Annotated in this window: 20 protein-coding genes and 1 other annotated feature; of the genes, 7 read left to right on the top strand and 13 right to left on the bottom strand. The window is 61.2% G+C overall.

Annotated elements, in window-relative coordinates; all coding sequences use genetic code 11:
* Positions 1 to 48: 48 nt before the first annotated feature.
* Positions 49 to 846 carry a response regulator gene (locus WDB88_RS04030; RefSeq protein WP_339108918.1) on the top strand — a complete coding sequence of 266 codons (798 nt, stop codon included), beginning with the start codon at positions 49 to 51 and terminating at the stop codon, positions 844 to 846.
* A 216-nt stretch (positions 847 to 1062) separates the two neighbouring features.
* A complete protein-coding gene (locus WDB88_RS04025) occupies positions 1063 to 1551 on the top strand; it encodes a hypothetical protein (RefSeq protein WP_339108916.1) in 489 nt (162 codons plus the stop codon).
* A gap of 238 nt (positions 1552 to 1789) precedes the next feature.
* Here the strand turns inward: WDB88_RS04025 and WDB88_RS04020 are convergent, their stop codons facing one another.
* From WDB88_RS04020 to WDB88_RS04010, 3 genes are all read right to left on the bottom strand, one after another.
* On the bottom strand, positions 1790 to 2287 hold the full coding sequence (locus WDB88_RS04020) for a DNA starvation/stationary phase protection protein (RefSeq protein ID WP_339108915.1): 498 nt from the start codon (positions 2285 to 2287) through the stop codon (positions 1790 to 1792).
* A 147-nt stretch (positions 2288 to 2434) separates the two neighbouring features.
* Positions 2435 to 3292, bottom strand: a complete 858-nt coding sequence (locus tag WDB88_RS04015) for a universal stress protein (RefSeq protein ID WP_339108914.1) — start codon at positions 3290 to 3292, stop codon at positions 2435 to 2437.
* A 10-nt stretch (positions 3293 to 3302) separates the two neighbouring features.
* Positions 3303 to 4790, bottom strand: a complete 1488-nt coding sequence (locus WDB88_RS04010) for a SulP family inorganic anion transporter (RefSeq protein ID WP_339108913.1) — start codon at positions 4788 to 4790, stop codon at positions 3303 to 3305.
* Between the two features lie 69 nt (positions 4791 to 4859).
* Positions 4860 to 4917 (bottom strand) — a sequence feature (sul1 is cis-regulatory element that is thought to sense ions involved in sulfur or methionine metabolism; They are found in Alphaproteobacteria).
* 116 nt (positions 4918 to 5033) lie between these two features.
* Between WDB88_RS04010 and WDB88_RS04005 the strand changes: the two genes are divergently transcribed.
* Positions 5034 to 5918: a YihY/virulence factor BrkB family protein gene (locus WDB88_RS04005; RefSeq protein WP_339108912.1), complete on the top strand. Its 885-nt coding sequence runs from the start codon at positions 5034 to 5036 to the stop codon at positions 5916 to 5918.
* Positions 5919 to 5942: 24 nt separating this feature from the next.
* Here WDB88_RS04005 and WDB88_RS04000 read toward each other — a convergent pair whose 3' ends face one another.
* The 5 genes from WDB88_RS04000 to WDB88_RS03980 form a co-directional block, all read right to left on the bottom strand.
* Positions 5943 to 9845 carry a translocation/assembly module TamB domain-containing protein gene (locus WDB88_RS04000; RefSeq protein ID WP_339108910.1) on the bottom strand — a complete coding sequence of 1301 codons (3903 nt, stop codon included), beginning with the start codon at positions 9843 to 9845 and terminating at the stop codon, positions 5943 to 5945.
* Entirely contained in the window at positions 9845 to 11569 is a 1725-nt protein-coding gene (locus WDB88_RS03995; RefSeq protein WP_339108909.1) for an autotransporter assembly complex family protein, read from the bottom strand. Before WDB88_RS03995 ends, WDB88_RS04000 begins: the two co-directional genes overlap by 1 nt.
* Positions 11570 to 11769: 200 nt before the next feature.
* Entirely contained in the window at positions 11770 to 12294 is a 525-nt protein-coding gene (locus tag WDB88_RS03990; protein ID WP_339108908.1) for an NUDIX domain-containing protein, read from the bottom strand.
* 134 nt (positions 12295 to 12428) lie between these two features.
* The gene (gene secB, locus WDB88_RS03985) at positions 12429 to 12944 is read right to left on the bottom strand and encodes a protein-export chaperone SecB (RefSeq protein ID WP_339108907.1); all 516 of its coding nucleotides are present in this window, start codon (positions 12942 to 12944) and stop codon (positions 12429 to 12431) included.
* 53 nt (positions 12945 to 12997) lie between these two features.
* A complete protein-coding gene (locus tag WDB88_RS03980; protein WP_339108906.1) occupies positions 12998 to 13528 on the bottom strand; it encodes an FxsA family protein in 531 nt (176 codons plus the stop codon).
* A 156-nt stretch (positions 13529 to 13684) separates the two neighbouring features.
* On the opposite strand from WDB88_RS03980, the gene WDB88_RS03975 reads away from it, so the two are divergent.
* Both WDB88_RS03975 and WDB88_RS03970 read left to right on the top strand, forming a co-directional pair.
* Positions 13685 to 14341 carry a Tim44/TimA family putative adaptor protein gene (locus WDB88_RS03975; RefSeq protein WP_339108905.1) on the top strand — a complete coding sequence of 219 codons (657 nt, stop codon included), beginning with the start codon at positions 13685 to 13687 and terminating at the stop codon, positions 14339 to 14341.
* 87 nt (positions 14342 to 14428) lie between these two features.
* Positions 14429 to 15067, top strand: coding sequence for a Smr/MutS family protein (locus WDB88_RS03970; protein WP_339108904.1), 639 nt, complete (start codon positions 14429 to 14431; stop codon positions 15065 to 15067).
* On the opposite strand, the gene WDB88_RS03965 is transcribed toward WDB88_RS03970, so the two are convergent.
* The 4 genes from WDB88_RS03965 to hslV all read right to left on the bottom strand — a co-directional run bounded on the left by WDB88_RS03965 (position 15064) and on the right by hslV (position 18977).
* Complete coding sequence (locus WDB88_RS03965; protein ID WP_339108903.1) at positions 15064 to 15843, bottom strand: DUF1194 domain-containing protein; 780 nt, start codon at positions 15841 to 15843, stop codon at positions 15064 to 15066. The two genes, WDB88_RS03970 and WDB88_RS03965, sit on opposite strands and share 4 nt — an antisense overlap.
* Positions 15844 to 16009: 166 nt before the next feature.
* Positions 16010 to 17317 carry an ATP-dependent protease ATPase subunit HslU gene (hslU, locus tag WDB88_RS03960; protein ID WP_339108902.1) on the bottom strand — a complete coding sequence of 436 codons (1308 nt, stop codon included), beginning with the start codon at positions 17315 to 17317 and terminating at the stop codon, positions 16010 to 16012.
* A 3-nt stretch (positions 17318 to 17320) separates the two neighbouring features.
* Positions 17321 to 18430, bottom strand: a complete 1110-nt coding sequence (locus tag WDB88_RS03955; protein ID WP_339108901.1) for a hypothetical protein — start codon at positions 18428 to 18430, stop codon at positions 17321 to 17323.
* On the bottom strand, positions 18423 to 18977 hold the full coding sequence (gene hslV / locus WDB88_RS03950) for an ATP-dependent protease subunit HslV (RefSeq protein ID WP_339108900.1): 555 nt from the start codon (positions 18975 to 18977) through the stop codon (positions 18423 to 18425). The genes WDB88_RS03955 and hslV overlap by 8 nt, the downstream gene beginning before the upstream one ends.
* Before the next feature lie 98 nt (positions 18978 to 19075).
* On the opposite strand from hslV, the gene WDB88_RS03945 reads away from it, so the two are divergent.
* The gene (locus tag WDB88_RS03945) at positions 19076 to 19996 is read left to right on the top strand and encodes a hypothetical protein (protein ID WP_339108899.1); all 921 of its coding nucleotides are present in this window, start codon (positions 19076 to 19078) and stop codon (positions 19994 to 19996) included.
* Positions 19997 to 20090: 94 nt separating this feature from the next.
* Complete coding sequence (locus tag WDB88_RS03940) at positions 20091 to 20951, top strand: hypothetical protein (protein WP_339108898.1); 861 nt, start codon at positions 20091 to 20093, stop codon at positions 20949 to 20951.
* A gap of 94 nt (positions 20952 to 21045) precedes the next feature.
* Here the strand turns inward: WDB88_RS03940 and trxA are convergent, their stop codons facing one another.
* Complete coding sequence (gene trxA / locus WDB88_RS03935; RefSeq protein WP_339108897.1) at positions 21046 to 21366, bottom strand: thioredoxin; 321 nt, start codon at positions 21364 to 21366, stop codon at positions 21046 to 21048.
* Positions 21367 to 21386 lie beyond the last annotated feature (20 nt).

The raw sequence follows: 21386 nt of genomic DNA, 5'->3' as shown, positions 1-21386 counted from the left end.
GGACAATGGAGTTGGTTCCTTGGAAAACGAAAATTTGGGAGTTTTTACATGCCCACCGATATCGCCGGCGCCATCGCTGCGAACCTGCCCTACCTGCGCCGCTATGCCCGTGCGCTGACCGGGAGCCAAGACACGGGTGATCGCTATGCGGCGGCGACCCTTGAGGCGATCCTGGCCGAAGAAGCGATCTTCAAGAATGAAACGGATCCGAAGGTGGCTTTGTTCCATGCCTTCCATCTTGTCTGGGCCTCTGCCGGCGCGCCGCTGGGCGAAGCCGAGGGCAGCCTCGAGATGCGCGCGCAGGACCATATGGCAAGCCTGACGCCCAACACCCGCGAAGCCCTGCTTTTGCACACCATCGAGGGGTTCCGTTTTGAGGAGGTCGCCTCGATCATGCAGATCGAGACCGCCGAGGCCGAAGAGCTGGTAGAAATAGCCATGCGCGAGATGGAAAACTCGGTGGCTGGCAAAGTGATGATCATCGAGGATGAGGCGATCATCGCGATGGATATCCGCGCGATTGTCGAAGAACTCGGCCATCAGGTGACGGGCATCGCCCGCACCCGCACAGAGGCTGTCGAGCTTGCCGCCCGCGAGAAACCCGACCTGATCCTCGCCGACATCCAGCTGGCCGACAATTCCTCGGGGATTGATGCCGTTAATGACATTCTGGCCCAGTTCGACCAGTTGCCGGTCGTCTTCATCACCGCCTTCCCCGAGCGTCTGCTGACAGGCGAGCGCCCCGAACCGGCCTTCCTGATCACCAAACCCTATACCGAGACGCAGGTCCAATCGGCGGTCAGCCAGGCCATGTTCTTCAGCTCGACCGAAACCCTTCTGGCCTAACCGATACCAGACCGGCGCAAGTCCGGCGCGGAAAGACCCACCGAAAACCCCGAGTCCGTGCTCGGGGTTTTTTATTTTATTCCATAGGCATAAAACCGCCAAACCCGCCGGTTTCCCGCGCGGCCTCACAGCCGTTCAAGGAACCGTTCGCGTCAACATGCGTTCACTTTCCATAACAGCGGCGCTTATCGCAGCCCGCGCAGATGGAGAAACAAGATGAAACGCATCCTTGCTCTGACCAGTGTCATGGCCCTGTCGGCAGGCGCTGCTCTGGCCGCGTCCGGTCCGGTCACCAGCGTGACCGTGAATAACGAAATTCATGATCAGAACGGCCCCGCCGCGCAGGCGTTCTACACGAAAATGGCGGCAGATCTGCAGACACAGATCATCGCCGATCTCGGTCCCGCCTTCGACCCTGACAAAGCAGGTTCCAGCATCAAGGTGGATCTGGACGAGGCCGAAGTCGCAAGCACATGGGACACTCTTGCCAATATCGCGGATTCGAAGCTCGGCGCCCAGATCAACGTCTATTCCGCCACCGATAATGGCAAATTCGACCATTACGATCTTGATGTCGGCTTCCCCAATATCGCGGTTTCCCTGCCCGAGGGAACGGACGCCACCGCCCTCACGGTTGACGACCCGCTTTATTACAACGCCCTGATCGACCTCTTTTCGCAAGAAGTCGTCAAACGCCTGAAATAAGAAAAAGCCCCGGCCAGACCGGGGCTTTTTTCTGTGCGGCACCATCATTGCCGCCTGTCCGTGACCTTTCCCCGCATCATTGCGCATTACTCGGCCAAAACGGCGCGTTTCGCCCCCGTCTCATCCCTCAACCCCTGAAGCCAAACCCCGAAAACGGCATCACGCCCCAGTCTCTGACCGGATCTTCACGCATAAAAAAAGCCGGGCAAACGCCCGGCTTTTTTGCAGAGTAGACCTCTTACTTGGCCAGATGCGAACGCAGCATCCAGGCCATTTTCTCATGCTGACCCGCAACGCCACCCAGCAGGTCATCGGTGGCGTGGTCATTATGCTCGCCTGCCAGTTCGATGACGTCCTGAATACGGGCGGCGATCGCCTCGTGATCCTTCACCAGATCGGCGATCATCTCTTCGGCGGTGGGCTTTGTATCAAGCTCTTCGATCTGCGAGAAGGCATTGAGCTGTTTGAGGTTCATCGGTGCCAGCTCGCCAAGCGCACGCACGCGCTCCGCAATCTCGTCTGCGGTTTCGAACATGATGCCATATTGCTCTTCGGTCAGCAGATGCAGCGGGCGGAACAGCGGGCCTTCCACGTTCCAATGGTAGAACTGCGTCTTGATCGCCAGCTTATACACATCCGCTGCGACCTGATTGACCGCCTTGGCGACAGCTTTCTTCCCCTCGACACCGGTGTTGACGGCTTCGGCTTTCGGTTTGACTTGAAGCACATTGTCCATGAGATCGGTCTCCTCTGATTGCGGACCGGGCACCTTAAATGCAGCGCCGCGCGGTCCTTTCCATGTTTCACTCGGACAACGAAAAAGGCGCCGCACCGTTCCGTGCGACGCCTGTTTTTTTCGTCTGATCCACCAAAGGGTCCGATCCTAGCGCATCAAAAGCACCGGAACCTTGCAGGCGCGGATCAGGGCCGTGGTGGTCGAGCCGATAATGAAGGACCGGATCCGCGAATGGCCGTAAGCCCCCATCACGATCAGGTCGATGCCATCCGCATCGATATGCGAGCCCAGTGCTTTTTCCGGCTCGCCCGACAGTCCGACCGCACGCGGCTGCAACCCCGATTGTGCCAGAAGCTGGCAGCCCTCTTCGGCACGGGACCGAGCATTGTCTCCGACAGACACCACCTGCAGATCCAGATCGGTGAAAATCGGTGACTGGGCCAGCACCGCCATCGCACGCTTGGCCGAAACCCCGCCATCATACGCAATCGCCACACGCTCCACCGGTGCGAAAGCCCGATTGGCCACCAGCACCGGCACCTTGGTCGAGCGGATCGCACGCTCCAGATTGGAACCAAGATGGTCATGGGCAATATCGGCCTCATCCCCGCGCTTGCCGATGATGATCAGCCGTGCATCCGCCTCGCGCTCGGTGACGGCCTCCAGAATATCCCCATTGCGCAACTGCGTCGCCACGTCCTGCGCACAGCCATCCCGCAGGCAGACTTCTTGCGTGCGGGCCTTGGCGTCTTCCAGAATTGCACGCCCGCGCTGCGACACCAGCTTCGCGCGTTGTTCGTCGATACTGGCAAGCTGCGCCATCAGCGCCGAGCGCGCCCCCAGCGCGATCGTTCCGGACAGATCCTCGCTTTGCTCGGGCGCGCGGCCCAGCACATGGATCAGCTCGGCAGGCACCCCCAGACGGGCCATCGCCCAAGCGGTATAGTCGCAGACGCTGGCCGAATAATGCGACCCGTCGACGAAAGAGATAATCTTCTTGTCCATGCGCTCCTCCTTAATGCCCGCCTGCCGCGACTTCGGCATCCGGCTTATCGGCCTGCCCCAAACGCCCGACCATCTGCCGCGACATCTCGTCCATACCGATCAACGTGACCTCCGCCCCGTCACGGCGGAATTTCAGCACCGCCATATCCAGTGCAGAGACGGCAGAAAGATCCCAGATCTTGGCGTCCGTCACATCAATCACCACATGATCAAGCGCTTCGTGGAAATCGAAAGCTGCCATGAAATCTTCCGTAGCACCATAGAAGAGCTGCCCATGCACATAATAGGTGCGCGCGCGGCCATCGGGCGACAGCTTGGAGGTCAGATGGAACTGGCGCGCGATCTTGGCCGCAAAGAAACAGCCCGACAGCAGCACCCCCACCAGCACACCGATAGCAAGGTTATGGGTGGCCACCACCACGGCCACCACCGCCAGCATCACCGCGCTCGAGGTCTTGGGATGCACCGTCAAGTCACGGATCGAGGACCAGCTGAACGTGCCGACGGACACCATGATCATGATCGCCACCAGCGCCCCCATCGGGATCTGGCTGACCCACGGCCCCAGCACCACACAGAAGATCAAGAGCATCACGCCCGCCACCAGCGTCGACAGACGCCCGCGCCCACCGGATTTGATGTTGATCATCGACTGGCCGATCATCGCACAGCCCGCCATACCGCCGATAAACCCGGTCAGACCATTGGCGATCCCCTGCCCCACACATTCCTGATTGCGCGAGGATTTGGTATCGGTGAGATCATTGATCAGGTTCTGCGTCATCAGGCTTTCCAAAAGCCCCACCACAGCCACGCCCAGCGAATAGGGGAAGATGATCTTCAGCGTCTCCAGAGTGAAGGGCACATCGGGGATCAGGAAGCTTGGCAGCGCATCGGGCAGCTTGCCCATATCCCCCACCGTACGCACCTCCCAACCGAAACCGATGGAGCAGGCCGTCAGGATCACGATGGCCACCAAGGGCGAGGGCACCGCCTTGGTAAAGCGTGGCAGGATATAGATAATGGCCAGCGCCAGCGCGATCACGACAAAGGTGAACATCGGCACCCGCGCAGGGTCCATTTCGGGAAGCTGCGCCATGAAAATCAGGATCGCCAAGGCGTTCACAAAGCCGGTCATCACCGATTTCGAGACAAAGCGCATGACGAAGCTCACGCGGCTTACCCCGATCACGATCTGGATCACCCCCGCCAGCACGGTCGCGGCCAGCAGGTAGTCCAGAGAATGCTCGCGCACGAGACTGCCCATCAGAACGGCCGTCGCGGCCGTCGCGGCCGAAATCATGCCGGGACGTCCGCCCACGATGGCGGTGATCACCGCGATGGAAAAGCTGGCATATAGCCCCACTTTCGGGTCCACACCGGCAATGATGGAAAAGGCGATGGCTTCGGGAATGAGCGCAAGCGCCACAACAAGGCCCGACAGCACGTCTGCGCGCAAGCTGCCGACCCATGATTTGCGATAAGCATCAAGGTTCATGTCATATCCTGACCGTTTCGGCCCGCAATTTCAGGCAGGCGTCTCGGATTTGGGGTTTGTATTTAACGGGTTTCTCCGGCGGATCGGCGGCCGGAAGAGCCACCCGGGCATCTCACCCGGGTCCTGACGATTGCCCTTTGCATACGAAACCGTGACCAAAAGGGCAATCCGTCCGACACATTTTCCGCGCCCCATTGCTCCAAACCGTCCAACACGCTTAGGTATTTGGCAAAAGGAGATCACGTGTCGGTCACACCTGCTCATATCCTGCGTGTTTCGCTGAACTTTTCCCTTCAGCTTCTAGGGCGGCTTGCGGCCACGAATATCGGGCTGATCTCCGCCGGAGTGGCCTTCTATGCGATGCTGGCCATCTTCCCCGGCGTTTCGGCCACCATCGCGATCTGGACCGCCTTTGCCGACGCCAATACGATCCGGACCTATCTGGCCGTGGCCGATAATTTCATCCCGCCACAGGCGTGGAACCTGTTGTATTCGCAGATCCAGAGCTGGCTGATCTCGACCGATTCCACCATCGGCTGGGGCACGATCGCCTCGCTGGGCGTGACGCTTTTCTCCGCACGGGCAGGGGTCGGGGCACTGGTGCTGGGGCTGAATGTCATCCACGGCACCAAACCCCGCAACACGATCTGGAGCATCTTCTTTGCCTATTTCATGACCTTGGCGCTGGTGGCAGTCATGATCGGCGCATTGGCAACGATTGTCGCCGTGCCGGTTTTTCTCAACATCCTGCCCTTCCACAACACTCCCGCCCTGATCGCATTGACCAACCTCATGCTGTCATGGCTGCCTTGGGGGGCGATGTTTCTGCTGATGTTGACGGTGCTGGGGATCCTCTATCGTTACGGGCCGCGCAAAATGGGCCGCCCGCGCGAGAAGATCTTCACCTTCGGGGCCGTGATCGCAACCCTCGTCTGGGGAGCAGCAAGCTTCGGACTAACTTTCTACCTGTCGCATTTTGCAAGCTACTCCAAGCTTTACGGCTCTATCGGCGCCGTGATCGCCCTTCTTCTATGGCTCTACCTGTCGGCCTTCGCCATTCTGTTCGGGGCCGCCTTCAATGCCGAATGGCGCAAGGAACGCACCGGCAGCACCAAGCCGCTGGATTGAAGAAGGGGCCCGAAGGCCCCTTGCTCAGTAGTCTTTCTCCAGGAACACCCCAAGCCCGCTATCTCCGTCCGACCCGACCGTGCCTTTTGCGGTGATCGTCTTGGTCAGATCCAGATTGAGATTGATCTCGGTCTGCCCGGACGATCCAAGCTCGACATCGGTATAGATCTTGTCCGAGATATATTTGCCCGCCGTCACGGTGGCATTCCCGTCACTATCGGTGCCGACATCCAGATCATCCAGCCCCGTGCTATTGCGCAGCTTGGACATGATGCCGTCGTCATTGCGGCCCGCAAGCGTCGCCACCGCAGATGCCAGCTCTGCCGCTTGCAAAGCCGAGATATTGCTCAGCCCCTGCCCGAAGAGAAGCTGGGCCAGCACCTCTTCCTGCGGCAGTTCCGGCGAGGAGGTCACGCTGAGATCCGGCGCGGTCGCCTGCCCCGAGATACCAAGCGTGATGGCGTAATCGTTCTTGGTCGTCGTGGCCGAGAAATCGATATAGGGCGTAAACTCCCCTTGAAGCTGGATCGACCCCTGATCCAGCGTAAAGCGCTGGTTCAGCACATCCAGCCGCCCGCGCACCAGCTCGAAACTGCCGATTGGCACGACATCGGCCGTGGTGCCGGTAATCCGCAGCTGGCCGCCCAGCTCCGCATCAAGCCCGCGCCCGCGCACGAAAAGCTGGTTGGGCGCGGAAATGGTGATATCCAGCGGGAAGGCCACCGATGACCCGCCCGAGGTGCTCTCGCTCTCCGATTGCAGCACCCCTGCCCGCGCACGGGTCTGCCGCGAGGCCGCGCTTTCGGCGACATGGGTGATATCGGGGATGGACTCCACCCCGCCCAGTCCGGTCGAAGGCACGCGGATCTCGGTGTCCGACAGGCGCAACTTACCGGCGATCTTCGCCCCGCCCGTCAGCGCCCCGTTGATCCCCAGATCGCCCGAGATACGGGTATCATACAGATTGGGGTCCCGCAGCCGCGCACGGTCCAGCGCAATCGCCAGATCCGAGCTGTAAGGCGCGGTGAGCCCGATCGGACCAGTCACCTTGACCGTGCCGCCATCGCTGAAATTGGCGCTGGTCGTCAGATTGACCCGACCGCCGCCAAGCTGGGCGTTCACATTGATCGCCTCCAGCGCCAGCGAAAGGGTCGGCGCGCTAAAGCGCAGCCCCTGCCCCGTCACTTTGCCCGACACCGCGTTCAGTGCTAGCGGTCCGTTCAGTGCAAGGTCGAAATTCAGCGGCCCCTCGACAGAGCGCGGCGAGATGAACGCATTGGCCAGCGCCGATTGCGTCGCCCCTTTCACTGCCAGATTGGCCGTTTTGAAATCCGAAGCCAGCGTCCCCGACACTGTCGCATTGGTATTGCCCGGTCCGGTTGCGCTGATATTCACACCATAATGCTGACCGTTATCGGTGACATCGCCTTTCACCGTCAGCGGACCGGGGAAGCCCGGTGCCAGCAAAGCGGCATTGGCCAGACGTGCATTCAGGTCGATCTTGCGCGCCCCTGCGGTCACCGTGCCCTTGGCATCGGCACTCAGTTGCGGGTTCGACAGGGTGAATTTCTGTAGCTCGATATCATCGCCATTTTGCAAAACGGCCAGATCCAGCACAGAGTCCCCCGCCAGCAGCTTGTCGGCCTGCGACTGGCCCATCGCGACATTCTTGGCATTGGCCTTGAGCGTGATCAGGCGCCCTGCTGTCCCGTCGCTGACCGCCGCCTGCGCGGTGATCTTGCCGCGATAGGGCGCGCCCAGACCCGACAGATCGCTCTCGAGAGAGACATTGATCTCGCCCTGACCGCCCCTCAGCGCCCCTGCCCCCGTGGCTTTCAGATTGGGGTTAGAGATGTTGAAGGTATCCAGCGAGATATCGCCATCTTTCTCCAGCGCGTTCAGGTCGATAACCGTCTTGCCTTGCAGGAACTTGTTCACCTGCGGCTGGCCCACGGCCACGCCGTTTCCGGTGGCATTCAGCACCACACGACGCCCCTCTTCGCCCTCGGTGTAATGCGCGTTCAGATCGACCGCGCCGCCATAGCCCGCCCCGAGAACGTTCAGGTTGGCCTTGGCCGTCGCCGTCACATCCGCATTGCCGGTGGCCAGCGACCCCGAGGCCTTGGCACTCAGGGCTTTCGCATCCGCCGAGAAATTGCGCAGCACAAGGCCGTTTTCATCCCGTTTGGCGGATAGGACGATCTTCGATTGCCCTGCCAGCGCGGCATCCGCCTGCGGCTGCCCGATCGCGATATCCTGACCCGTCACATCCACATCGGCATCAAAAGCACCGCTCAGCACGGTAAAGCTGCCTTTGACCGTGCCCAGAACCGACCCCGAAAGATCGCGCCCCGAAACCTGCGCCAGACGTGCAAGATTATCATGGCGCACCTGCGCATCCGTGGTGATGGTCAGGCCGCCGGTCGGATCCTCAAAGGCCACGTCGCCCTGCAATGCGTAATCACGGCCAGCCACCTGCAAACCGCTCAGCTTGATCGGGCTGCCTTTGACCCAGTTGAAATCGGTCTGTCCGGTCAGCGTCGGCCCCACGGCCTCGGCCAGAGCGGCCTCGCCCATCGCGATGCCCTGCGTGTCAAAACTGACATGCCCCGCCACAGCCGGCTGGTCGGGATCTTGCGTAATGGTGCCCGTCCCGTCCAGATTGACCTTCTCAAGCGACAGTGTGGGGCTTTTGAGCGCATCGACCAGACCGGTCAGGGTCCAGTTATCGCCCGCCGCCGCGTCATAACTGAGCTTCAGCGAGGCATCCTGCAATGTGGTATCGGCCCCCGTCACCGGCAGCACGACCGGCTCGCCGGTCTCCAGCCCCACATTCATATCCAGATCGAACCGTTCGGGCAGACCGCTTGCGGCCAGCGACATCGACCCTTTCACATCCACCGCCTGCGCATCCAGCGACAGCCGGTTGATATCGGTGCCGCCCTTCGCCTTGGACACCCCGTCCACTTCCAGCGCGATATTCTTGCCGAAAAAGTCGTGATAGGCGGGCTCCAGCATCGGGGTAATATCCCCCGCAAGCGTGGCCTTGAAGGTCTTGTCGGTGCCATCCTCGCCTTTGGTCTGGCCAAGGATCACCTTCCCCGTCAGGCGCTGCTGGCCATCGGTCGACAATGCCATATCGGCCGAGAAATCGCTCAGCGGCCCATCACCCGAGACAGCCAGCGTCACGGCAGGGGCCCCCGGAAGGCCCAGTTTCTTCGAGACCAGCCCGCCCTGACCTTCCTGCGTCAGCAGGTCCAGCGACAGGGTCTGGGTGTCATTGGCATAAGAGCCGTTCAGCGAGAACTGTCCCTGCACCTGATCGGTGCGGTCAATGGTCAGCTTGGCATCACCACTGCCTCCGGCCAGTTTCAGCGACCCGTTCACCTTGAAAGTCAGCGGCTCCCCCAGAATGGACTCACCCAGCTTCACCTCGCCCACATCCAGCTTGTCGACATTGAGCGACAGGGGCAACTCGGGCAGCGAGAAGGGTTTGGCCTCGGCGTCGGGCACTTCCACCCCTTCCTGCGCGGCACGAAGGCGGGTCAGTTCGATCGAGCTGGCCGAAAGCTCCTTGATGTCGATATTGCCGCGCAAAATTGCGGAGCGGTTCCAGGACAGGCCCGCATTGCGGATCACCAGCCACGGCCCCTGATCATCCGAAATCGTCAGGCTGTCAAAGGTCGCCCGCGAGGACAGCGCGCCCTTGAACCCGTCAAGACGGATGGTGCGCCCCTCGCCGGACAGCTTGTCCTCGATCAGACCGGTCAGATAGGACCGGTCGCGCTTGGATTCGTCGCTGGCCGCCGTATCGGTACCGGTGGTCTGGACGGTGGTGCCATCCTCGGTCTGGGTCGTTGTGGTTTCCTGAGCGAAGCCCAGCATGGGCCATAGCGCCAAAAATGCGATTGCGAGTTTCGTCTTCATCAGAATGCCTGCCCCAATCCGACGTAAAGCTGCACGCCTTCGCCTGTATCGCCATCCACCGGTGCCGCGACATCCAGACGGATCGGGCCGATACCGGTTTTGTAACGCAGACCGATCCCCGCGCCCGATTGCCAGTCGCCGGTGCCATCATCCCCGACCCAGCCCATGTCATAAAATGCCACCGCGCCGATACTCTCGGTGATGCCCGCGCGGAATTCCCCCGAGAAGCCCATGAATTCGGTGCCGCCGGTCTTGAGCGTGCCGTTTTCCAGCTTTTCGACGCCAAGCGACTGGTAAGGCTGACCGCGCACGGTGCCACCGCCGCCGGAATAGAAAAGATAATCCCGCGGTGTTTCCGCAAGAGACGCGCCAAGCACCGCCCCGTATTGCGCCCGCCCTGCCAGCACGAAACGGTCATCCGCACCAAAGCCGAAATACCCACGCAGATCGCCCGTGGTCTGGATCCCCGTGCCGGTCGCACTGTTCAGCCCCACGAAAGGCCGCAGGCCGATCTTGGCATAATACCCTTTGGTCGCATCGGTCTCGCTGTTGCGTTTGTCCAGCGTCAGCGTGCCCGGAGCAGCGATCTCGCTGAAATAGGTATCGCCCACATCATCCGTCACCATCGACCAGCGATAGGCCAAGCCCAGTTCGCCGGTGATCTGCTCGTTGAAATAATGCGTCAGACCGCCGCCGATCTCGAAGGAATTCTCGTCGTAATCGTCGGTCGATTCCCGCGCCAGCGTGGTTTCGGCATAGGCAGAGGTATCCGCCGAGAAGGTGGCCGGACGGTCCATGCGCACGCCAAGACTGTAATCGGCCCCGCCATCCGAGCCGCCAATCCCCGACACTTCGGCATCCACGCGCAGCCTCTCCGCCCCGCCAAAAAGGTTGCGGTGCAGCCAATAGCCCGAGAGCGTCAGACCATCGACCGTCTGGTATTCGACCCCTGCGCCCAGACGGCGGCGTTTTTCCTCGACCACGCCCAGCGTATAATCAAGGGAATCATCGGCATTCAGCTTGTCGGCCTCGGTCATGGTGATCGAGCTGAACACGCTGGCACGGCGCAGGCGGGTGCGCACCAGTTCCAGTTCGTCAGGGTCGAACACCTGCCCCTTGGGGAACCCTGCAATGGCGCGAATCCGTTCTTCGCGCATACGCTTATAGCCCGAAATGGTGAGGTCCCCGAAGGTCACTTTCGGGCCGGGATCAAGCCGGATATCGGTGGCCAGCGTCTCGTTGCGATGATCGGCGGTGATCTTCTGGCTGGCCACATCGGCCTTGGCATGTCCCGCAGCCTCCCAGCCATCCACCGCCGTCTGCGCCGCCGAGCGGATGACACTGGTGCGCGCGGTCTGCCCCGCCCTGAAGCCATCGGGCAACTCGGTTTTGGGGGCCAAAGGTGCCACCTGCGCCTGCGAAAAGGTGAATTTCGGGCCAGGATCGACCGTGATCTGGATCGATGAAATCGTCGCGGGTGCGTCAAGCGGGGCGATACTTGCGGCTTCTTTGCCATTCACCAGAATGGAGATCGAAGGGGCATAATAGCCCTCGTCGTAAAGCGCGCCCAGAAGACGGGCGTAATCGGCACGGGCAGAGCCGAAAAGATCCTGCGCATCGGGCGCATCCTCTCCGGTCTTGGCCTCGGCACTGACCACCAAAGACGCGCTTTTCAGCGTTTCGGTCAGGTCCTTGTCCCCACCGGAAACCTGAAACTGTGCCATGTCCTGCGCAAATGCCGCACTTCCCCAAACGGAAAGCACTATCCCTGCCAGACCAATTTTCCTGCTGCGCACCTGATTGCCCCCAATCCGCATTATTTTCGGAAACAGTTGCAGCTATTGGCGGTTTTTTCCAGTGCAGCCGACACAATTTTGGGGGAAACTTGCCGAGATCGTCAAAAGTGATCCACTTGGCACACAGATCATCCCAAACTTTTGAAAATCCGGTCCTTATGCCCTGTCATATAGATCGAAAGCCAACGCGAGAACCGTTCCGGATGGCGGGTCACCTCGGCGGCCAGATCATGCAGATCGACCCATTTCACCTGCGCCACTTCCCCGGGATCGGGGGCAAGCGCCAGATCGCGCGGCGCATCGGCCAGAAACACGTCCACGACCTCGTGCTCGATCAGGCCATTGCCCACATCGGCACGGTATTCCAGACGGTCGGCATGGCTGGGATACAGCCCCGTAATGCCCAACTCCTCGCGCATCCGGCGGATCGCGCAGTCATGCTGCGCCTCGTCCCAATGCGGATGGGTGCAGCAGCTATTGGCCCAAAGCCCCGCCGAATGGTATTTCCCTTCGGCCCGCTTCTGGATCAGCACATCACGGCCCGCCATGACGAATACCGACACGGCCTTGTGACGCAGCCCCAGACGATGTGCATCGAGCTTATCGACTGGGGTCAGCTCTTCGCCAATCCAGGCCGGAATAAGATCGGTCATCGCACACACCTCCATAGCGAACGCCGCCGCAAGATTTGCTTGCAGCGGCGTCATTTGTCACGGGGGCAGATCGTCACAGGGGGGCGTTGTACCAGCACGCGCCCCCTGCCCGAACGCGACATTGGTCCGAACGCTTAGTTCGCCACCTCGCCCGAGGCCGCCTGCACTTCGGCGCGGCGCGCCAGCTCGGCACGGTAGAGCTGCACGAAATCGACCATTTCCAGATTGAAGGGCGGGAAGCCGCCATCGCGGGTGACATCCGACACGATCCGGCGCACAAAGGGGAACAGCTGGCGCGGGCATTCGATCAGCAGGAAGGGATGCAGCTGATCCGCCGGCACACCCTCGATGTGGAAGATGCCGCCATATTCCAGCTCAAGCAGGTAAAGCGCGGTATTGGTGGCCTTATTGTTCGAGGTCACTTTAAACTTGCAGATCACCTCATATTGGTTCTCGGCCTGACGCTTCTTCGCATCAAGGCTGACCTGAACCTGCATTTCGGGCTGCACATCCGCAGAGGTCAGACCTTTCTGCGCAACCATATTCTCGAAGGACATATCCCGCACGAATTGCGCAAGGATCTGCATCTTCAATGCCTGCTGGCCCTCATCAGCGCCCGGAGCGGTCGCGCCATTGGTTTCTTCGGTCATCTTGTTCTCCAAATCACTTTGACGAAATGTCTAGCACTGGCGTGCCGCTCTCTTCAATGCCGCGTCCAGCCGGAATTGCCCGGACGGGGCGGGTTTTCCGTATCAATTTCCTCAAATTCGCCGTCGATCACGCCCGGACCGTTTGCCGGACTGCGGCCCATACCCCGATTACGGCTGTCATAGCCCGCAGGGTCGTCAAAGCCCTGCGACGCCGCCCCGCCCATCTGGAAGCCCTGCACCCTGACACGCTTGGCAATCTGCCCCGTGACCCAGTCGCGCACGGCGGGGATCAGCAGCAGAAGACCGCAGGTATCGGTGAAAAACCCCGGCGTCAGTAAAAGCGCCCCCGCCAGCAGGATCAGCGCCCCATGCGCCAGCGGGCGTGAGGGATCATTCAGCTCGGCCATCGACCGCCGCAGCTCGGCCATCGCCTGCGCCCCCTGCGAGCGCACCAGAGAGGTGCCGATAATCGCCGTCAGCACCACAATCGCAAGCGTCGGCCACAGCCCGATCAGCCCGCCGACCTGAATGAACAGGCCGATTTCGATAATCGGAACCAGCAGAAAGGCCAGAAAGATCCACATGGGTTAGTCCTTGATCCAGTCTATAATATCGCACGCCAAATCCCTGATCTGCCGCTTTGATCACGGCATGGACTTGAACGACCTCGTGTCATACATATGTGCGCAGGAGCGAAATACCAAGTCGCCCACCAAAAGCCGTTCGCCCAAGGGACCCAGATGAACAACACAATCATCCAGCTTATCCTTCTTGCCGCCGTTGCGATCTTCTTGATCTTGCGGCTCAAAAGCGTCCTTGGAACCCGAGACGGCTTCGAACGTCCGCCACAGTCGCCCACCGCAGAGCCGGAGGCCGACCCCCAGAAATTCACGGTTATCGATGGCGGACCCGATCACGATATCATCGACCATGTGCCGGAAGGGTCCTCCTCGGCCAGCGCCTTGGCGGCGATGAAACGTCTCGAACCCAGCTTCGAGGTGGGCGGCTTCCTCAAGGGCGCGCGTTCCGCCTACGAGATGATTCTCATGGCCTTCGAAAAGGGCGATCTGGACGAGGTCAGACCCTTCCTCTCGGCACAGGTCTATGACGCTTTCTCCGCCGCCATCGCGGATCGCAAAGCCCGTGGCCTGACCGTCGAGGCCGAATTCATGGGCCTGCGCGAGATGACCCTTGATGCCGCCACGATCGATGGCAGCAATGATGCCGAACTGACCGTGCGTTTCGTGGGCGAGCTGGTCTCGGTTTCGCGCGATGCACAGGGGAATGTGGTCGAGGGCGATCCGCGCATGCCGCGCAAACAGCGTGACATCTGGACCTTCGCCCGCAAAATGGGCGCCTCCGATCCGAACTGGCAGCTTGTGGCGACGGGCGGCTAAGGTGGCCCCCGCGACCATATATACGCGATGCGCCGCCGGAAGGGCGGCGTTTTGCATGGGGCTACGGCCAGAAGCACGGGGCCGGTGATGGGGCGCAAACGCAAACTGACCGAGGAAGAGCGCGAGCTTTGGAACCGTGTGGCACGCACCACGCGGCTTTTTCACGGCCGCCCCTCCGAACCGGTTTCCACGCCACCCGATGACACGCCCCCTGCCAAACCGTCTTCTCCCGTTCAGCCCCCCCTGCCCGAACGCACCAAACCCGATCTGCCGAAAGCCGATCTGGGCAAGCTGCGGCTGGGGGGCGCGACCCCGCGTGCGGGATGGTCGCATGTGCCGCCCCATTCCATCCCCGAAACACTCAAGGCCCAGCCGCTGCGTATGGATCACAAGGCCCATAAGGCGATGACCCGTGGCAAGCTGGTACCCGATGCCAAGATCGACCTGCATGGCATGACACAGGCCGAAGCCCATCCCGAACTGATCCGCTTCATCCTGCGCGCCCAAGATCACGGGCACCGGCTGGTGCTGGTGATCACCGGCAAGGGCAAGGTGGTCGAGGATTGGGACCCCATTCCCACCCGTCGCGGCGTGCTTCGCCATCAGGTGCCGCAATGGCTGCGCCTGCCCCCGCTTGGTCCCGTGGTGATGCAGGTCTCGCAGGCGCATCAGCGCCACGGGGGCGAGGGGGCCTATTATGTCTATCTGCGTAGGCTGCGTGGCTAACCGCCGCGCCCCTTGGCCCACCCTGTGAACGGCCCCATATCCGGCAGTCGCGCAGCAGCCCCCCATGCGTCCAGAGACAGCATCGTTTCGGGAGCCAGCATCACAAAAGAGGCAGGCCGGATTTCCCGCAGCAATTTTCGCGTCATTGCCTGCTGATAGTCCTGATAGCTTGCGGCAATCTCCAGAAAAGCGTTCGGGCCATGCAGCACCTGCGCTTCGAAATAGGGGATGGGCGAGGGCTGCTCGCCCTCGATCACCAGCGCATTCACCGTAATCCCCGACATATCGGTCGCGCCATAGGCGCTTCGGGGCGGAAAACCTGCGTTATTGATTCCATCGCCCGCGATGTCGATAATCTGCCGGACGCATGTCTCGGGCGCGCGCCTCAAGGTGATCACGGCCTGACCGAGCGCATAGCCCAAAGCGGTGGGATAGTTGCTGACAGGTCTTTCCCCTGCCCCGATCCGCTCGGCAGCGCCCAGAATGGTCGCGCGCCCGTCCACAAAAACCCACGGCAGCGTTTCAAAAGTCTGGTCGGTGCCGCTCCATTCAAAGGCAGTCAGCCAGATACCGCCCCGTTCCTCGATGGCGGCCACCACCCGAGGATCGGCCAAAGCCCGTGCCATACCCTGTTTTTGCAACGCATATTCATGGCTGTCGATCGAGGCGGAAATATCAAGCGCCAGCACTAGAACCAGATCACAGCGCGCCTGCGCCGAAAGGGGCACCATCCCCAGCGCCAAACCAATGGCAACCATCCATCGTTGGAGTCCCATGCGCTCTCCCCTCGATTTCCGGCCTCCCCTGCGGGGCCTGATCGAAAGGGTCGGCAAAAATAGTTAACGCACCAATAAGATTTGCCCCTGTCCCCGCGCCCCTCGCGCAAGCGGGGCATAAAAAGGGGCGCGAAACCCTGCTTCGCGCCCGCATTTTGTGCATATGTTACAGAACATACCGGCTGAGATCCGAGGATCTTGCCAAGGCCCCCACCTCTTTCTCGACAAAGGCCGCATCGATTTTCACCGTTTCGCCGCCACGATCGGGCGCGGTGAAGGACAGCTCCTCGAAGACCCGTTCCATCACGGTATACAAACGGCGCGCGCCGATATTCTCGACGGTAGCGTTTACCTCGGCGGCAATGCGGGCCAGTGCGGCAATTCCGTCTTCGGTAAACTCCACCACCACCTCTTCGGTGCCCATCAGCGCGGTATATTGGCGGGTCAGGGCGTTATCGGTTTCCGTCAGGATACGCATGAAATCGGCCTCGGTCAGCGCGCGCAGTTCCACGCGGATCGGCAGGCGGCCCTGAAGCTCGGGCAAAAGGTCCGACGGCTTGGCAATATGGAAGGCCCCCGAGGCGATGAACAGGATATGGTCGGTTTTCACCGGACCATGCTTGGTCGACACGGTCGTGCCCTCGATCAGCGGCAGCAGGTCGCGCTGCACCCCCTCGCGCGAGACATCGCCGCCACGGGTTTCCTGCCGCGCACAGACCTTGTCGATCTCGTCGATAAAGACGATCCCGCCATGCTGCACGGCCTCCAGAGCCGCCGCCTTGACCTTTTCATCATCCAGAAGTTTGTCGGCCTCTTCGGCGATCAGAAGGTCATAGCTTTCCTTCACGGTCACCTTGCGGCGCTGCTTGCGGCCCGAACCGAAGGCCTTGAACAGATCCTGCAGCCCCTGCATCTGTTGCTCCATGCCGGGCTGGCCACCCATCATGCCAATCGGCATACCGCCGGTGGGATCGGAGACCTCGATCTCGATCTCCTTGTCATCCAGCATCCCGTCGCGCAGCTTCTTGCGGAACATCTCGCGGGTCGACTCGCGGGCATCCGCTCCGGCAATCGCCTCGATCACGCGCTCTTCGGCAGCACTATGCGCGCGGGCCTTGACCTCTTCGCGCATATGCTCGCGGGTCTCGACCAAGGCCACATCGGTCAGGTCGCGGATGATCTGTTCCACATCGCGGCCCACATAGCCCACTTCGGTGAACTTGGTGGCCTCGACCTTCAGAAACGGCGCCTTCGCCAGCTTTGCCAGACGGCGCGAGATTTCCGTTTTACCGACGCCGGTCGGGCCGATCATCAGGATGTTCTTGGGATAGACCTCGTCTTTCAGGTCATCGGACAGCTTCTGGCGACGCCAGCGGTTGCGCAGCGCCACGGCCACGGCCTTCTTGGCCTCGGACTGGCCGATGATAAAGCGGTCAAGCTCGGATACGATTTCACGCGGGGTGAGATTGGTCATGGATTACTCCGTTTTATAGGGCGGCAGATGCGCTTTTCCGGGGAAGTCGGGCAAGGCGCGCATCAACGCGATGCGCAGGTCCGTCCAGAACGCGCCAAGCGCGGTCAGCACAATGCCGGTGAAGAAGAGAACCGTGGCAGAGACCTCGAACCAGCTACGGGTCGGGGTTTCGGCATCGGTCAGCCAGCTGACCAGAAAGATCAGATAGCCGATGCCCACGGTCAGGAAAGAACGACGGTCGATGACCAGCGCCAGCATGGCGATCAACCCCAAAGACAGGCCCAGAAGCGCGTAGCCCAGACCCGGCCCCATACCGATAAAGGTCATCGCCAAGGTATTGACCAGCGCAGGGGCGGCACATAGATGCAGCCAGAACCCGCTGGCCGAGGCCCGCCCCATACGGTAGGGGTCGCGCGTGTCAAACCACATCCCCCCTGCAAAGGCCACCAGCCCGAAGATCAGCGTGCCCAGAGCAAGGGTCGAATTGCGCAGATCCATCGTCTCGTTGAAGCTGGTGAAGGGCGCCGTGAACAGGTCATTGGTCGAGCCGAAGATCACAAAGCACCCCGCCAGCCCGCAAAGCGCGATCAGCACCATCGTGAAGGGCAGGCGGAAGCGGCGATACCACGCAACCAGTGCCCCCGCCATCAGCACCGCCAATGTCAGAACCACCGCTTTAGGGCTGGATTGCAGGTCATAGACATGGCCCAAAGCCCAGATCATCGGCGGCATCACCGAAGCCCCATAGGTCAGCACCAAGAGGATCGAGGGCAGCACCATCCGCCGTCTGCGGGTAAAATACTCCGCCAGACACCAGGCGATCACCGCCCAGACGGCATAGATGGCCACCACGCCCGTGGCGAAGACCGTCTGCGGGTCGGGCAACAGCACCCCTGCGGTCAGGGTCAGCCCGAAGGCCCCCGCAATCAGGATGCCCAAGCCCACCGTGACGAAAATCTCGGCAAAACCGCGAAACAGCTCGAAAGGCTCGTCTTCGGCGGCGCGGTGGCTGGCCCGTGCCGCCGCCAGCGCCTGCACCGAGGCCGCCTGTGCCTCGGTCAGATGGCCCGCAGCTACAGCCGCGCGCAGATCGGCCTGTGTAAGATCAGCCAATCGTTTCCACCGTCACATTGCCATTGGTATAGACGCAGATATCGGCGGCAATCGCCATTGCACGACGCGCCACTGTTTCGGCATCCAGATCGGTCTCGATCAAGCCGCGGGCCGCCGCCAGCGCGTAATTGCCCCCCGACCCGATGGCCGCGATATCATGTTCGGGCTCAAGCACATCGCCCGCGCCCGTGATGACAAACAGATCGGTGCCGTCGGTCACGATCAACATGGCCTCGAGGTTCTTCAGATATTTATCCGTGCGCCAGTCCTTGGCGAGTTCGACACAGGCGCGCGCCAGCTGACCGGGGGCCGCCTCCAGCTTGATCTCCAGCCGCTCGAGCAGGGTGAACGCATCGGCGGTAGAGCCCGCAAAGCCCGCCACCACATCATGCCCACCGGGGCTGAGCCTGCGCACCTTGCGCGCCGTGCCCTTGATCACTGTCTGACCAAGGCTGACCTGCCCGTCACCTGCCACCACAACCTTACCGCCTTTACGCACACCGATAATCGTGGTGCCGTGCCAGCCCGGGAATTTATCTTCCGACATATAGACCTCCGTTTGACCCTGATATGTAGGCGCAGGATTCCGCTTGCAACCCTGCCTTCGCTCTTGCCGAAACGGATAAGCGGTGGAAAGCTGCCGAAATGAGTCAGCCGCATCTTACACTTTACCTTGATCCTCCTGCCCTTGCCCGCCTGAAAGCGGGGCAGCACAATTTTTTCCAGCGTGTCACCGGCGCGATGGAATCAGTGGGGTGGACGGTCTCGGCGGAGGAAAGCACGCTGAATGCCCGCTTCGAAGCCCCCGAAAAGCCGGGCTATGCGCTTTATCATATGGAAGAGCCGACCCATGACAGGGCGCTGACCTGCCGCCGCAGCTATACCGGCGCCTATTGGCATGTCGAGGCGCAGGCCGCGCGCTGGGAATGGCCGGTGGCCCATGCCAGATTTCCCCTGCGCCAGATCGACGGCCCCGAAGCCAAGCATTTCTATCGGGCGCTGCGCGAACGTGTTCTGGGCAATGCCCGCGTCACCGACGAAGGGTTCGCCCTGATGCCGCTGCAAGGACGGTTGAGCGAACATCGCAGTTTCCAGTCGATGAGCCCGCTGGAGATGATCGAGACGGTGATGGTGCGCGTCACACAGCCGGTGATCGCAACGCTGCATCCGAACGAGGACTACACCCCGCTGGAGCGGCAGACACTGGTGGCGCTGGCCAATCGCTACCCGCATTTCCGTGTGCAGGAGGGGGGCACGCCCGAACTCCTGCGCCGTTGCTCCTATGTGATCACACAGAATTCCTCTGTCGCCTTCGACGGCTATATCCTGCGTAAACCGGCATTGCTTTTTGCGCAGATCGACTTTCACCATATCGCGGGGTCGGTGCCGCATATGGGCTTGGATGCCGCGTTGGAAATGCTGCAAAAACGGCAGAATTTCGCCAAATATCTTACATGGTTCCTGCGCGATCAGGCGCTGAATGCCGGACGACCGGAGTTTGAAACCCGTCTGCTGACCCATCTACGGGAAAAGGGCTGGCCCGTACCCTCCATTGCCACGGCCTGACACGCGTCCTCTTGCCCCGAAAGCGCAAAACTGGAAACATTGCCCGATCACCGCCACAGCCGCGTGGCACAATGGCCGCAAAGGGGCTTCGCCGATGGTCTTCTCTCCCGTTCGCCAGATCGAGATCGACCCTTTCAGCCTGACCCTTATGCCGATGCAGCAAGAGCATCTCGGGGCGCTGCATGGCCTGTCCGTTGCGCTTGGATGGCCCCATCGACATGCGGATTGGGCGGCCAATCTGGATAGCGGCACCGGCATCGTGGCGGTGGACGAGGCAGGTCGGGTGCATGGCTCGGCCATGACCTTTTCCTATCACAGGGATCTCAGCGCCATCGGTATGGTGATCGCCCATCCCAAACTCGCCCGCACAGCGCTGTTCCGGACCCTTGCGACCGAGGCACTGGAGCAGAGCACGGGGGCCGCTTTCCTGAATGCCTGTCAGCAAGACGTGTCTTTTTATCGCGATCTCGGGGTGCGTTCTGCGGCACCTGTTTTCAGATATGAGGGCTTTCTGCCTTGCGGATTTTCCCTTGCGCGCAATGTCCGGCCCTTCCGCCCGCAAGACCGCCCGCGCCTCCATCAGCTTGATCAAAGCGGCTATTGTGCCGACAGATCCCGACTGGTTGCCACCCTTCTGGAACAGTCCGAAACCTATGTGATCGAGACATGCGGCCATGTCACAGGGTTTGCGATGCGCCGCCGTTTCGGTCGGGGGCATGTGATCGGGCCGGTCATTGCCGCCAACGAGACCGACGCCCTCAGCCTGACCACCTCGCTTATGGCGGGGCTGGCGGGGCAGTTCCTCCGGCTTGACACCCGCCAGACCGAAGGAAGCTTCGTCGGGTTTCTCGCGGCTCTGGGCTTCCGCGCCCGTCCGGATGTCACCACAATGACCACCACCAACCTGACCTTCAGCCCCGAAATCTATGCAATTTCCGGCCATTCTACGGGCTGAGCCACCCACCATAGCAAAAAGGCGCCCCGAAAGACGCCTTTTCAAGCCTGACGGCCCCGTTTCAAACCCTAGGGGCCGTCTCCCTCAGCCGCGATCAGATCGCGCTGTTGATCCAGTTCTGCAGGGCCGCTTTCGGAGCCGCACCGATTTTATTCGAAACGACCTCGCCATCCTTGAACAGGAACAGCGCCGGAATACCGCGCACGCCAAGCGATGCGGGGCTTTCGGGGTTTTCGTCGACATTGACCTTTACGATCTTGACCTTACCGGCCATCTCGCCCGCGATCTCTTCCAGAGCGGGGCCGATCTGACGGCAGGGGCCACACCATTCGGCCCAGAAATCAACAACGACGGGAACGTCGGATTGGCGGACTTCGGCATCGAAGGTTGCGTCGGTAACAGCGACAGTTGCCATGGGATTTCTCCTGAATACTA

Origin of the sequence: Thioclava sp. GXIMD4216 (genome assembly GCF_037949285.1) — a bacterium.
In the GTDB taxonomy this organism is placed as follows: Bacteria; Pseudomonadota; Alphaproteobacteria; order Rhodobacterales; family Rhodobacteraceae; genus Thioclava; species Thioclava litoralis.
The sequence above is the reverse complement of the archived record's forward strand: the minus strand, read 5'-3'. Positions and strand labels throughout refer to the sequence as shown.

Coding starts and splice junctions, on each gene's coding strand:
- WDB88_RS04030 (WP_339108918.1), top strand. CDS start 49: ATGCCCACCGATATCGCCGGCGCCATCGCTGCGAACCTGCCCTACCTG.
- WDB88_RS04025 (WP_339108916.1), top strand. CDS start 1,063: ATGAAACGCATCCTTGCTCTGACCAGTGTCATGGCCCTGTCGGCAGGC.
- WDB88_RS04020 (WP_339108915.1), bottom strand. CDS start 2,287: ATGGACAATGTGCTTCAAGTCAAACCGAAAGCCGAAGCCGTCAACACC.
- WDB88_RS04015 (WP_339108914.1), bottom strand. CDS start 3,292: ATGGACAAGAAGATTATCTCTTTCGTCGACGGGTCGCATTATTCGGCC.
- WDB88_RS04010 (WP_339108913.1), bottom strand. CDS start 4,790: ATGAACCTTGATGCTTATCGCAAATCATGGGTCGGCAGCTTGCGCGCA.
- WDB88_RS04000 (WP_339108910.1), bottom strand. CDS start 9,845: ATGAAGACGAAACTCGCAATCGCATTTTTGGCGCTATGGCCCATGCTG.
- WDB88_RS03995 (WP_339108909.1), bottom strand. CDS start 11,569: ATGGCACAGTTTCAGGTTTCCGGTGGGGACAAGGACCTGACCGAAACG.
- WDB88_RS03990 (WP_339108908.1), bottom strand. CDS start 12,294: ATGACCGATCTTATTCCGGCCTGGATTGGCGAAGAGCTGACCCCAGTC.
- secB (WP_339108907.1), bottom strand. CDS start 12,944: ATGACCGAAGAAACCAATGGCGCGACCGCTCCGGGCGCTGATGAGGGC.
- WDB88_RS03980 (WP_339108906.1), bottom strand. CDS start 13,528: ATGTGGATCTTTCTGGCCTTTCTGCTGGTTCCGATTATCGAAATCGGC.
- WDB88_RS03975 (WP_339108905.1), top strand. CDS start 13,685: ATGAACAACACAATCATCCAGCTTATCCTTCTTGCCGCCGTTGCGATC.
- WDB88_RS03970 (WP_339108904.1), top strand. CDS start 14,429: ATGGGGCGCAAACGCAAACTGACCGAGGAAGAGCGCGAGCTTTGGAAC.
- WDB88_RS03965 (WP_339108903.1), bottom strand. CDS start 15,843: ATGGGACTCCAACGATGGATGGTTGCCATTGGTTTGGCGCTGGGGATG.
- hslU (WP_339108902.1), bottom strand. CDS start 17,317: ATGACCAATCTCACCCCGCGTGAAATCGTATCCGAGCTTGACCGCTTT.
- hslV (WP_339108900.1), bottom strand. CDS start 18,977: ATGTCGGAAGATAAATTCCCGGGCTGGCACGGCACCACGATTATCGGT.
- WDB88_RS03945 (WP_339108899.1), top strand. CDS start 19,076: ATGAGTCAGCCGCATCTTACACTTTACCTTGATCCTCCTGCCCTTGCC.
- WDB88_RS03940 (WP_339108898.1), top strand. CDS start 20,091: ATGGTCTTCTCTCCCGTTCGCCAGATCGAGATCGACCCTTTCAGCCTG.
- trxA (WP_339108897.1), bottom strand. CDS start 21,366: ATGGCAACTGTCGCTGTTACCGACGCAACCTTCGATGCCGAAGTCCGC.